Source organism: Geothrix terrae (assembly GCF_022808775.1).
Taxonomy (GTDB): Bacteria; Acidobacteriota; Holophagae; order Holophagales; family Holophagaceae; genus Geothrix; species Geothrix terrae.
Genome location: NZ_JAKZLA010000002.1, coordinates 127082 through 138361, shown reverse-complemented (window position 1 = coordinate 138361; position 11280 = coordinate 127082). Strand labels below are relative to the sequence as shown.

The window sequence follows — 11280 nt, the reverse complement described above, 5'->3', positions numbered from 1 at the left end:
GGCTCGAACCGTGATCAAGGCCATCCGAAGTGCAGGTGCTCTGCTGGTTGGATTTCTTCTGCTCATGGTCGCTGGACTCCTGCGGGCAGATCCTGCGGAAGCGACGATCACTTCACCCTCTAGCGCGATTACAGTGGCTACCACACAAGTGATAAATTTTACGGCAACAAGCACAGATTCATTAGGTCGGGATTCCTATTATGTAACAAGTTATAGTTGGGATTTTGGAGATGGAACAAGCGGCTCAGGAGTATCTACAACACATGCATATTCTAGTCCTGGGGCCTTCACTGCCACCCTAACAGTTTCCTTTTCTTACAGAATTTGCAAGTCCTATGATTATGATGGTAATTGCCTTTCTTGGGCAAACAAAGCAGTTTATGCTACTGCGACTCGCACCATAACAGTTATTGCTCCTCCTACCATCAACAGCTTTTCAGCAAGCTCAACTACAGTTGGAACTGGGAAACCCGTCACCCTTAGTTGGTCCGTCTCTGGCGCTGACAGTTTGTCCGTATCGAGTGTTGGTTCTGTAACTGGAACCTCCATCGTGGTATATCCTGCTTCTACAACCACCTACACATTAGTTGCTCAAAATTGGGCAGGGAGCCGTTCTTCATCAGTGACAGTCACGATCTATACCGTAGGTGTCAGCATCACTCCCGGTTCTGCAGGGCTAAAATTCGGTGAAACAAGGTCCTTCAGCGCGACAGTGACGCCAGCTAACCAGGGCGTTAGTTGGTCTGCAACGGGTGGTCTACTAAGCGGAAGCTCCGCGACAGATACCCTTTTTACTGGGACGGCTTCCGGTCCATTTACGGTAAAAGCTACAAGTATAGAGGATGGCACTAAGAGCGCAATTGCAACTGGAGTTGTGGCCACGGTGACTATAGGAACCCCTGTGCCAAATCCTTCATCGGGCCAAACCTTTGTGGGGGGAGCAATTACCCTCAGTGCAGTCGTCTCTAATGCGATTGATTCAACAGTGGCCTGGTCTGTGAATGGTGGAGGAACTATCAATTCTGCTGGAGTATTTACGGCAAGCGCACAAGGTACATATGTCGTGACCGCGAAGAGTGTCGCGGATCCAACTAAAAGCGCGACGACCACTATCGCCGTCGTTCCGGTAATAGTGACGGTCACCCCAAATAGCACGACCGTAAGCGGTGGGAGTACCAAGCAATTCAGTGCCGCGGTAACTGGGTCTGGGGCCCCCAACCAATCTGTTACTTGGAGTGTGGTAAGCGCCGGAGGAGGAACAATCACGCCAAACGGCCTTTATACCGCCCCGGCCACCCCAGGGGACTACGTAGTGAGGGCTATCAGTTCGCAAGATCCAAGTTGCTACGGTAACGCCATGGTTCATGTACCTGGATGGGTGCTGAGGTGGAGGAAAGATATTGTTTACGTAGGAACCAAAGAAGTCACTGAGGTAGATGCTCAGGGGGTGCACGTGATCCTGGTGGATCATTTGGGGAGTCCGAGATTTCTGGTGGGACCCACAGGTCTTGTTGAGTCCGAACAGAAGTTCTTACCTTTTGGAGAGCAACTTGCCGATCCTGTCTCGGTAGCCAAGTTTACCAAAGGTTTCACCAACCATGAGCAAACTGACCCCTCAGGGCTCATATACATGCAGGCGCGGTTCTACGCGCCCATGTATGGCAGGTTCCTGAGTCCGGACCCGGCGAGGGATCAGCATTTTGAGGAGACGCAGAGCTGGAATATTTATAGCTATGTGCGTAATCAGCCAACGATGCTGATGGACCCGAATGGTCAGCAGGCTGTGCCCCACCAGGAGACGCAGTGGAAGATCGAGGGCATGAGACGGGCTGGTATGACCGAGCCCCAGATCAGAGAGGCACTACGGGCAGAAGCTGGCAGAGGGGTCGTCCTCGCTGGTGCTGGGCTAACCTTGGGCGCAGCCTCGGAACTTGGAGCAGGCGCTGCCCTAATGAACGCAGGAAGGTCTGGGCTTGGATGGTTAACAACCACTGGGGCGGCTCTCTGGAATGGAGCCAAGGACCTGATGTCGCGAGGATCGCAGGCATTGCAGACAGAACAGAGCGTGTCGGACAAGCTATCTCGCTACCTTTTGAATCCGGATCATCCAGTCGGCGGATCAAAGGCAGAATGGTTCAAGCAGGCGCTTGGTTTCACCAAGGACAACATGGCGGATCTGGCGAAACAGATCAAGTTTGACCCCAGCACCGCCACTCAAACGGGGGTTACTGAGTTCGGGACCAAGTTCAATCAGACCATCAGCATCACCGGTGCGAATGGAAAGACGATTGATATGACCTTTGCTTGGATTAAAAACAAGGACGGTGTTGTTCGATTGGTGACAGCCATCCCTGAGAAATTGAAGGAGGTAGCGAAATGAAAGAACTCGATGTTGTGAAATTGCGAAAGTCGATTCCTGAGCATGGGTTGGATTCAGGAAGTGTCGGGGCAATTGTTCATGTTTGGAAGGAATCAGAGGGTCCTTTCGAGGTCGAATTCCTCGATCCAACAGGGAACACAATCGCGTTGTTGACATTGAAATTAGAGCAACTAGAACCCGCATGAGACCTTCTGTTCCCTGGTTTTAACCCTTCCGAGCCTCACCAGGAAGCGAAGTGATGCAAGCAAGCCCACCGAGATGGTGGGCTTTGCTTTGTGTGGTGGTGATGGCTGAGAGCGTTTTGTTAGATCGATGCCAAGTCACTGCCGTTCAACGGTCAATACACTACCGTTCGGGTGGTTTTGATGGACATAGGAACCCATCCGCACTTTGATGGTCCTATCCATGTGGTTCTTGCCGATGCATCTGGTAGGGAGAAGGGCAATGATTGAGACGATCTCCATTTCCACCATTGCTACTTACAGTGGGGCTCCTGAGGTTCTGGGTGGTCTGAAGAAGGTCAATTTCTTGTTCGGAGCGAATGGCTCCGGCAAGACCACCATTAGTCGAATCATCGCTGACGAAGGCTACTCGCCCCAAAGCAGGGTGATCTGGAAGGCTGGCGCGAAGCTGAAGTCACTTGTCTACAATCAAGACTTCATCGAGAAGAATTTTGACCAAAGTAAAGAGCTGACAGGCATTTTTACCCTCGGCTCTGCGAGCAAGGTCTTGTTAGAGCAAATTCAGAAAACTAAGGACGAACAAGGAGATCTTGAGAGCCGAATCACGGTTCTGAGGCGAACTCTGAGTGGGGAAGATGGAACTAAGGGAAAGAAGGGGGAACTGTCTTCCCTAGAAGATGAGTTCAAAGAAAGGTTCTGGGTAAGCAAACAGGGTCATGAAGAGGAGTTCAAGGTTGCCCTTAAGGGGACCTTAAACAACCGGGAGACCTTCAAGACCAAGCTCCTCGATGAGGAAGCGAAAAATAAGTCAGAAGTTCTTAAGTTGGAACAGCTCCAGGCAAAGGCTGAGACATTGTTCGGGTCAGAGCCCATGATAATCGCTGAACTTGTCTCATTCACTGGCGATGAGTTGAGGGCAAGCGAAGAAGATCCGATATTGAGCAAGGTCGTCGTCGGCAGGGAAGATGTTGATATTGCGGCGATGATCAAGCGGCTAGGGAATAGCGATTGGGTCCAGGAAGGGCGGGGATATTTCAATTCAAATGAGGGATACTGCCCTTTCTGTCAGCAGCTAGCTCCATCAACCCTAGCCCAGGACCTGAATGATTACTTCGATGAGTCCTTCAAGGCAGATCTGAATGCTATTGAGACCCTAGCAAAGCAATACACCGCTCAAGGCTCGCGTGTGCAGGCAATTCTAGAGGCTGCCGCACAGCTTCGCCACTCTGCCTTAGATTCCGAGAGGCTCAAGGCTGTCCAGATTGCCCTAGATACACTTATCGCCTCAAATTTGATGCTTCTCAATGAGAAAATCAGAATCCCCAGTCAGGTCGTGAGCCTTAAGTCTACAAGCGAGATACTGACTGAAGCGAAGACCATAATCGATCAAGCCAATTCTACGATCCGTCAGCAAAACCAGATGGTGGCGAATTTGCCAAAGGAGCGCGCTACCCTCGTCTCGCAGATCTGGAAATTCCTCGTCGAGGTCGAGCTGAAAGCAGATCTAGAGATCTACCACGAGCGTAAGACTGGATTGACCAATGGCATTTCTGCACTCGAATTGAAGTTGAAGGAGACCCAGGAGGAGTTACGAGTAAAGACCTCCGAACTCCTTGAATTGGAGAAGCAGACCACAAGCGTCAAACCAACGGTAGACGGTATCAACAGAGTTCTAAATAATTTCGGGTTCAACGCATTTCGGCTAGCAATTGCTCCTGGAGGGACCGCTTATCAGCTTCTCAGAGAGGATGGGACTGAAGCGAAGAAGACGCTAAGCGAGGGGGAGAAGTCCTTCGTGTGCTTCCTCTACTTCTACTTCTCAATTGCCGGAAGCTCAACCAACTCTGGGATCACGGAGGACCGGGTGGTTGTTATTGATGACCCGGTATCCAGTCTTGATAGTGAAGTGCTGTTTGTCGTGAGCACCCTGATCAAGGATCTTTTCGCTCAGGCATGGAAAGGAGATGGACCCCTCAAACAAATTTTCTTATTAACACACAATGCATACTTCCATAAGGAAATAACGCATAAATCACCAAAAGCTAAGGGAGCTAGAGAGGAGACTTTCTGGGTCGTCCGAAAACGGAAAGGTCGCTCGAATGTGGTCTGCTTTAAGCAGAACCCCGTGAAGTCTTCATATGACCTCTTGTGGGAAGAAATTCGCAGTTCGAGCCCTTCCATGCATACAATCCAAAACACCATGCGACGAATTCTTGAGCACTACTTCAAGATTCTTGGTGGGATCGATTTTGACGAAATCTGTAGCAAGTTCGAGGGCTCAGACAAGTTGATTTGCCAATCCCTTGTCTCCTGGACTCATGACGGTTCGCATTCAATTCAAGATGACCTCTCAATTACTGTGGATGACGATGCGGCACTTGAGGCAAACCTTCGGGTGTTCAAGGCGATTTTTGACCAACTAGGGCATGACGCTCACTACAGGATGATGATGGGCGAAGCCATGGAAGAGCCTGCGTAATAAACCCCAGGGAGATGACTCCTCCTGGGGCTGTAAGGGCTATCTGAGGGTTGCTAGGAAGCGAAGCGCCACATGCCAGGGCTCATAATGAACCGAACATCACCAACGATTTCTGCATCAGTAATCCCAAGTTTCCGACATGCCATAACCTGGGCGCGAAGTGCTTTCAGTGCTGCATTCCTCGCTGGAGCTAAAGCACGGTGCTTTTCGATCACTCGACGCCATAGCTTGCGCCAGTGCGCGTATTCGCCCACTTCATCTTTCACTCCTTGGTAGGCTCCTTCCCCGAAATGAGCGTCAACTGCTTCAGGGGTGCGAAGCCATTTGAGCATCGCCTTACCTTACCCTTTGTGGAGAGTATTCAACTCTGGGGCTGTTGTCTTCTGCGCAGTCGTGAGCTGACTACCCAGCCGTGGGCAGGAGATCATACGTGCTACCCGGCTGGAGTACGTGCGTTGTCCATCAGCCCCATCAAACCGACCCTCCCTGGCGCACGTCTTCGCTCAAATGTAGGAACCCCGATGAAATCTCTTCTTTCTACCCCAGCCCGGAAACGCCGGTCATCGGTGGGGTTCCTCCTGGCGGTTTGGCCTGAAGGTTGCACCTGTCATCTAGACTGTCCGGGCTGTTCCTTGTGCGGCTGAACTAGCTGATTCAAGGGCGGTTCGGACGAGGCTGAGCTTGAAGTGGATCAACTCGTGCTCGAGGATGCGCCGCTGAACGTCGTCGGGTGTGTGGCAGTTCATCCCGCACACCTGCTGGGGCCAGGGCCAGTCCCGGCGGCGCAGGAGGGGGATGCTGAGGCGGATCTCCGGGTGCCACTTGCCGCGGAAATCCTTCTCGATGACGAAGAGCCCTGCGCACCGCGCCATGCGGGGCGACCAGACCACCGGAGGCGGCGTCAGGTCCCAGCTGCCTCTCGGAGAATGGCCTGGGCCTTGTGGCGGAGCGTGAGGTTCAGGTTTCTGCTCTCCAGATGGTTCGACGGCTTGGTTGTGATTGTAGGGCCGATCAAGAGATTGGGCCCTGGTTCCGCGGCACCGGATTCCAGGGCCTCAACGCCGTACTCGCAGCCCTCAATTCCAGTTATCGATCTTCAGGTCGCCGGGGGATGGCTTTCCGGCGCCGGTCTCCACGTAGGCGCGAAGGCTCAGGAGGAAGGTCGCCCACTTCATGCTGCAGTGGGCCATGAACTCGGTCGACTCAGCCCAGTTCCGGTGACCGAACAGGACGATGGTCTGGTTGTCCTGCCGGGAAAGCTGGAAGGTGATCGACGTTCCCACCCAATCCGAGGGGCCCTCGGTGCAGAGCCATCGCACCTCGTCGGGAGCCTTGAGCTCCTGGACCGTCATCGCCATCTTCCCGATAAAATCCCCGGCGGGCGACCGGAAGGAGAACCTGATGGTCCCGCCAAGCGCGGCATTCCCTTCCGTGTCTTCAGTCCACCAGTGCGCCAGGCCTTCGAGGGTCGTCAATGCGGAGTACACCTTTTCCGGTGAAGCCTTGATTCCCACGCGATGAATGATGTCGACCATAGAACCTCCGTTGTGTTTTCGGGGCACAGCCCGCTTCACCTGCACTTGCAGGCGATAAATCGGTTTTGAGTTCGTTTCAGTACACGAAAAAGGGAATGACGCCAGGCACGATCGGCGAGTTCTTCGAGCCCGAAGTGGGCTTCACAGGGTCAGGACTGGGGCATGGGCCTCCTCTGGATGTCAGGTTTCGACGAAGGCCTTGAGCCGCCCCAGGGCGACGTCCCACTCCCTGGACAGGCGCTCCAGATACTGGTGGGCATCCTCGAGGCGCTTGGGCTCAAAGGTCCAGATGCGCTCTCGTCCGTGGCGGGCGCTCTTGACGAGGCCCGCTTCGGCCAGCACGTCGAGATGCTTGGTGATGGCCTGCCGGGAGACGTCGAACTGGCCGCTGAGGCGCGTGACCGTGAGCGGTCCGCCGGAGCAGAGGCTGACAAGCAGGCCCAAGCGCGTCGCATCCCCCAGGGCGGCGAAGAGGGGCGCGGCGTCCTTCAGCCGCGCGGGGGAGAGGGCCTCAGCTCGTGACATGGCGTTCGATCCGGGGCAGCTGGCCCGCCCACCCGGCATCGTTCATGCGAAAGGCCTCGTCGCGCCGATCGGGCGGCAACTGGTCGAAGCCGGACTCCATCACCTTGAGCAGGGTGCCACCCTCGGCCGCCTCGAGGTGAAACTCCACGAGGGTCATGGGTTCGACCGAGTAGTCCCGTTTCACGTCCATGGGGTAGGGGTGCCAGCGGTAGGAGAAGAGGCGCTCCGGTTCCATGCGCTCGATCCTCATCTCCAGGTGGATGTGCGAGTAGTTGGGATGGGTGATCCGTCCGAAGACCGGCTGGCCGGGCACGAAGCGCCCCTCCAGCTTCATCCCGAACCAGGTTCCGAACTCCTCGGCGTCCGACAGCGCCTTCCAGACCCGTGTCCGGGGCGCGCGGAGATGGATCTCCTTCCTGATGCAGTCGGTGCTCGATGCCGTCATGTGTAACCTCCTGGTTGCATGTTAGACGGATTGGGGATTGATGCAACCCATTGGTTGCATTTTTTGCTTTTGGAGCTGATTCGGGGCTTCCGGCTCGGCGTAGGCTTGGAGAGAGGGGGCGCCCATGATGAAGGCCCTTCCACTCTCGGAGGTGTACACCCTGCTGGAGCCGGGGCCGGTGGTGCTGCTGGCCACGGCGCAGCGGGGCCGCGCCAACGTCATGGCCATGTCCTGGCACATGATGATGGAGTTCAACCCGCCCCTGGTGGGCTGCCTGGTGAGTGGCGCCAACCACAGCTTCGAGGCCCTGCGGAAGACGCGGGAATGCGTGATCGCGATCCCCGCGGCCGGGCTGGCGAAGCAGGTGGTGAAGGTGGGCAACGCCTCGGGCCGCGACGTGGACAAGTTCGCGGCCTTCGGCCTCACGCCCCTGCCGGCGAAGAAGGTGGCCGCGCCGCTGGTGGCCGAGTGCTTCGCGAACCTGGAGTGCCGGGTCGCGGACACGCGCTTCGTGAACCGCTACAACCTCTTCGTGCTGGAGGTGGTGCAGGCCTGGATCGACCCCGCGCAGAAGAAGCCGAAGACCCTCCACCACCAGGGATACGGCGTCTTCGTGGTGGATGGCGAGACGATCCGGTTGAAGTCCGGCAAGCCCTGAGGCTCGGCCGCTCAGCGCCCGTAGGTGCCCATCCAGGTGCCCTCGGCCAGGACCTTGCCCTTCATCGCGGCGTCCACCTGGGCCCGGCTGGCGCTGGCGGGGAGGCCCAGCGGGGCCGAGAGGGCCAGGAGGCGGAAGAAGTAGCGGTGGGGCTTTCCAGGTGGGGGCGAGGGGCCATTCCAGCCCAGGCGGCCCCAGCTGTTCTTGCCCTGGCGGCCCCCGCCTGGGAGATCGGCCGTGCGGGGCTGGTTCTCCGCGAGGAACCGGGCCGTGCCCGGCAGATCATAGAGGACCCAGTGGACCCAGGTGCCGACGGGGGCATCGGGGTCGTCCACGATCAGGGCGAAGGCGGCGGTGCCTGCGGGCGGCTCGCCCCACTGGAGAACCGGGGAGCGGTCGGCGCCATCGGCGGTGTGGACCCGAGGAACGGTGCCGCCATTGGGAAAGGCTGGGATCCGGAGTTCCATGCGGGCCTCCTTTCGGGGCGCTGGGCCGCCTGATGAGGGGGCGAGCAGGATGGGAAGCAGCAGCGCGGAGAGCATGGCTTCAAGGTACGCCTGCGGGGGAGGGGCGCCTCAATCGTCCGGGGGGATCGTGACCGGGATGCGGCGGTTGCCGAAGGGCAGGGCGGTCGTTTCGAAATGCCCGGGGATCTTGGTCCCGCAATCCGGGCAGCGACCGGCGGCGGTCAGGCGGTTCCGCTCGATCCGGTACCAGTCCCGGACGATGAGGGCGGCCTGGCAGCCGGGACAATGGGTCGTCCCCCCGGTGGCATCATGCACGTTGCCGGTGTAGACGTAGCGGAGGCCTGCGGCCCGGGCGATCTCCCGCGCGCGGGTGAGGGTGGACGTCGGCGTCCGGGGCAGGTCCGTCATCTTGTAGTCCGGGTGGAAGGCGGTGAAGTGCAGGGGCACATCCGGGCCCAGCTCCCGGGCGATCCAGGCGGACAGGGCCGCGAGCTCCTCGCTCGAATCGTTCTGTCCCGGGATGAGGAGGGTGGTGATCTCCAGCCAGGTGTCCGTCTCGTGCCGGAGGTACTGGAGCGTGTCCAGCACCGGCTGGAGGTGGGCTGCGGAGAGCCGCGCGTAGAACCCCTCCGTGAAGGCCTTGAGGTCCACGTTGGCGGCATCCATCTTGGCGTAGAAGGCCCGCCGGGGCCCGGCGTGCATGTAGCCGGCCGTCACGGCGACGGTGCGGAGGCCCCGCTCGTGGCAGGCGTCGGCCACGTCCATGGCGTACTCCGCGAAGATCACCGGGTCGTTGTAGGTGAAGGCAACGCTCCGGCATCCGGAGGCGGCCGCGGCCCCCGCGATGCCATCCGGAGAGGCCCGGTCCGTGAGGCGGTCCATGTCCCTCGCCTTGCTGATGTCCCAGTTCTGGCAGAACTTGCACATGAGGTTGCAGCCCGCGGTGCCGAAGGACAGCACCCGCGAGCCCGGGAGGAAATGATTCAGAGGCTTCTTCTCGATGGGATCGACGCAGAAGCCCGACGAGCGGCCGTAGGTGGTGAGCACCATCCCGCCGCCCAGATTCTGCCGAACGAAGCAGGCGCCGCGCTGGCCTTCGCCCAGCTTGCAGTCGCGGGGGCAGAGGTCGCACTGGAGCCGCCCATCGTCCAGGCGATGCCACCAGCGGGCGCGGTGGGGGGCGAGATGGGTGGCGGAATCCATGGCGCTACCCGGGGCTGCCCACCTCGGCCTCCTCGTGGAAGCGCGTCACCGTGAACCGGGCGATCCGGATGCCGTCATCCCAGAACGCCATGGGCAGGCCGGCCTTCCGCTTCAGATGGGCCAGGAAGTCCGCGGGTTCGGGCAGCTGATCCCAGACCTGGGGCAGGAAGGCGCCCCGCAGCCCCTGCCATTCCAGCACCAGGCCGTCTTCCTCCGGCCGCAGCAGGGTCAGCAGATGGGCCTGGCTGTTGAAGGGGAGCGGTTCGAGGTCGGAGAGAAGGGACACCTCCACCCTGAGGTCGGTGAATTCGCTGCGGGCCAGGGGCGGGAAGCGGGGATCGTGGAAGGCCGCCTGCCGGGCATTCTCGGCCACATCCTCGCCGAGGGGCCGCCGCGGCTCCAGGGTGCCCATGCAGCCCCGGAGCTGGCCCAGGCGGTGGAGGGTGACGAAGGTGGCGGCGGGTTCCTCAAGCCAGCCGGCGGTCGGAACCGGCGACGCCGCCATGCCCAGTTTTTCCGCGATGGCGCCGCGGGCGATCCGCAGCAGGGGGGGACCCCAGTCAATGCTCGCGTGCGGATGGGTCATGGGCGCCCTCCTGGACGAACGCGAAGGCGGCATAGCCCACCACGTGGTCGCGGTCCCCGGCCGTGTCTCCGGAGTTGCGCAGGTCCATCAGATGAGGTGTCAACCGGTGGTGCCGGGCGGTCAGCAGCAGCCCGTTCACCGCCGTGGCGCCGCAGGCCTGGTCGTGGCTGGCCAGCAGGTCCAGGTCCGAAATGCTGGCGCAGGTGCGGCGGTCCAGGGCCTGCGCCCGCTCGTAGGGCAGGTAGTGGGATAGATCTGAGCTCACCACGATCAGGGTCTCCATCCCTCCCCAGACGGCCTCGATGGTCTCCGCCACGCGCTCGGCGGTGGCATGGCCCACGGCTAGGGGCACCAGCTGGAAGGTGCCCAGGGCCTGCTGGAGGAAGGGCAGCTGGACTTCGATCGAATGCTCCCTCGCATGGGCGGCCGGGCTTGTCGTCACGCCGGCCAGGGGCCGGAGGGTCTCCGCGGCCGCGGCATCCACGGGAATCCGCCCGAGGGGGGTGTCGAAGGCGGAGACGCCGGGCAGGGCCAGGCCCACCACGGGCACGTGATGGGCCGGGCCCAGCAGGACCACCCGCCGGATGATGCCCCGCAGGCGGTTCAGGGACGCGTAGGCGCTGGCGGCGATGGGCCCGGAGTAGACATAGCCCGCGTGCGGGACGATCAGGGCCTTGGGGGGCCCCAGCCAGGGATTGGCCCCGGTGGCGTCCGCGAACATCGCCTGGATGGCCTGGCTCAGCTCGCTGCTCTCCCGCGGGTAGAAAATCCCGGCCACCGCGGCCGCACGGACATCCATCGTCGTGTCCATGCCGCAAAA

At 59.5% G+C, this 11280-nt stretch carries 12 protein-coding genes; 4 read left to right on the top strand and 8 right to left on the bottom strand.

All coding sequences use genetic code 11. The annotated features are described in order from the left end of the window. The first annotated feature begins 10 nt into the window (after positions 1-10). From MLE42_RS03705 to MLE42_RS03695, 3 genes are all read left to right on the top strand, one after another. Positions 11-2380, top strand: coding sequence for an RHS repeat-associated core domain-containing protein (locus MLE42_RS03705; RefSeq protein WP_243286539.1), 2370 nt, complete (start codon positions 11-13; stop codon positions 2378-2380). Continuing rightward, the gene (locus tag MLE42_RS03700) at positions 2377-2565 is read left to right on the top strand and encodes a DUF4926 domain-containing protein (RefSeq protein WP_243286538.1); all 189 of its coding nucleotides are present in this window, start codon (positions 2377-2379) and stop codon (positions 2563-2565) included. Before MLE42_RS03705 ends, MLE42_RS03700 begins: the two co-directional genes overlap by 4 nt. A gap of 259 nt (positions 2566-2824) precedes the next feature. After that, a complete protein-coding gene (locus MLE42_RS03695) occupies positions 2825-5041 on the top strand; it encodes an AAA family ATPase (protein WP_243286537.1) in 2217 nt (738 codons plus the stop codon). A gap of 611 nt (positions 5042-5652) precedes the next feature. On the opposite strand, the gene MLE42_RS03690 is transcribed toward MLE42_RS03695, so the two are convergent. The 4 genes from MLE42_RS03690 to MLE42_RS03675 form a co-directional block, all read right to left on the bottom strand. Further along, complete coding sequence (locus MLE42_RS03690; RefSeq protein WP_243286536.1) at positions 5653-5913, bottom strand: hypothetical protein; 261 nt, start codon at positions 5911-5913, stop codon at positions 5653-5655. A gap of 204 nt (positions 5914-6117) precedes the next feature. Then, positions 6118-6576 (bottom strand): SRPBCC family protein, encoded by a 459-nt coding sequence (locus tag MLE42_RS03685; RefSeq protein ID WP_243286535.1) that lies wholly within the window; start codon positions 6574-6576, stop codon positions 6118-6120. Between the two features lie 180 nt (positions 6577-6756). Beyond that, on the bottom strand, positions 6757-7101 hold the full coding sequence (locus MLE42_RS03680; protein ID WP_243286534.1) for an ArsR/SmtB family transcription factor: 345 nt from the start codon (positions 7099-7101) through the stop codon (positions 6757-6759). Next, complete coding sequence (locus MLE42_RS03675) at positions 7088-7546, bottom strand: SRPBCC family protein (protein WP_243286533.1); 459 nt, start codon at positions 7544-7546, stop codon at positions 7088-7090. The genes MLE42_RS03680 and MLE42_RS03675 overlap by 14 nt, the downstream gene beginning before the upstream one ends. A gap of 127 nt (positions 7547-7673) precedes the next feature. On the opposite strand from MLE42_RS03675, the gene MLE42_RS03670 reads away from it, so the two are divergent. Beyond that, positions 7674-8204, top strand: a complete 531-nt coding sequence (locus tag MLE42_RS03670) for a flavin reductase family protein (RefSeq protein ID WP_420843074.1) — start codon at positions 7674-7676, stop codon at positions 8202-8204. Positions 8205-8215: 11 nt separating this feature from the next. On the opposite strand, the gene MLE42_RS03665 is transcribed toward MLE42_RS03670, so the two are convergent. The 4 genes from MLE42_RS03665 to amrB form a co-directional block, all read right to left on the bottom strand. Continuing rightward, positions 8216-8671, bottom strand: a complete 456-nt coding sequence (locus MLE42_RS03665; RefSeq protein ID WP_243286531.1) for a YbhB/YbcL family Raf kinase inhibitor-like protein — start codon at positions 8669-8671, stop codon at positions 8216-8218. 108 nt (positions 8672-8779) lie between these two features. Beyond that, positions 8780-9874 carry an AmmeMemoRadiSam system radical SAM enzyme gene (gene amrS / locus MLE42_RS03660; RefSeq protein WP_243286530.1) on the bottom strand — a complete coding sequence of 365 codons (1095 nt, stop codon included), beginning with the start codon at positions 9872-9874 and terminating at the stop codon, positions 8780-8782. Positions 9875-9878: 4 nt separating this feature from the next. Continuing rightward, the gene (amrA, locus tag MLE42_RS03655) at positions 9879-10460 is read right to left on the bottom strand and encodes an AmmeMemoRadiSam system protein A (RefSeq protein WP_243286529.1); all 582 of its coding nucleotides are present in this window, start codon (positions 10458-10460) and stop codon (positions 9879-9881) included. Next, positions 10435-11259 carry an AmmeMemoRadiSam system protein B gene (gene amrB / locus MLE42_RS03650; RefSeq protein ID WP_243286528.1) on the bottom strand — a complete coding sequence of 275 codons (825 nt, stop codon included), beginning with the start codon at positions 11257-11259 and terminating at the stop codon, positions 10435-10437. The genes amrA and amrB overlap by 26 nt, the downstream gene beginning before the upstream one ends. Between the last annotated feature and the right edge of the window lie 21 nt (positions 11260-11280).

Coding starts and splice junctions, on each gene's coding strand:
- MLE42_RS03700 (WP_243286538.1), top strand. CDS start 2,377: ATGAAAGAACTCGATGTTGTGAAATTGCGAAAGTCGATTCCTGAGCAT.
- MLE42_RS03695 (WP_243286537.1), top strand. CDS start 2,825: ATGATTGAGACGATCTCCATTTCCACCATTGCTACTTACAGTGGGGCT.
- MLE42_RS03690 (WP_243286536.1), bottom strand. CDS start 5,913: ATGGCGCGGTGCGCAGGGCTCTTCGTCATCGAGAAGGATTTCCGCGGC.
- MLE42_RS03685 (WP_243286535.1), bottom strand. CDS start 6,576: ATGGTCGACATCATTCATCGCGTGGGAATCAAGGCTTCACCGGAAAAG.
- MLE42_RS03680 (WP_243286534.1), bottom strand. CDS start 7,101: ATGTCACGAGCTGAGGCCCTCTCCCCCGCGCGGCTGAAGGACGCCGCG.
- MLE42_RS03675 (WP_243286533.1), bottom strand. CDS start 7,546: ATGACGGCATCGAGCACCGACTGCATCAGGAAGGAGATCCATCTCCGC.
- MLE42_RS03670 (WP_420843074.1), top strand. CDS start 7,674: ATGAAGGCCCTTCCACTCTCGGAGGTGTACACCCTGCTGGAGCCGGGG.
- MLE42_RS03665 (WP_243286531.1), bottom strand. CDS start 8,671: ATGGAACTCCGGATCCCAGCCTTTCCCAATGGCGGCACCGTTCCTCGG.
- amrS (WP_243286530.1), bottom strand. CDS start 9,874: ATGGATTCCGCCACCCATCTCGCCCCCCACCGCGCCCGCTGGTGGCAT.
- amrA (WP_243286529.1), bottom strand. CDS start 10,460: ATGACCCATCCGCACGCGAGCATTGACTGGGGTCCCCCCCTGCTGCGG.
- amrB (WP_243286528.1), bottom strand. CDS start 11,259: ATGGATGTCCGTGCGGCCGCGGTGGCCGGGATTTTCTACCCGCGGGAG.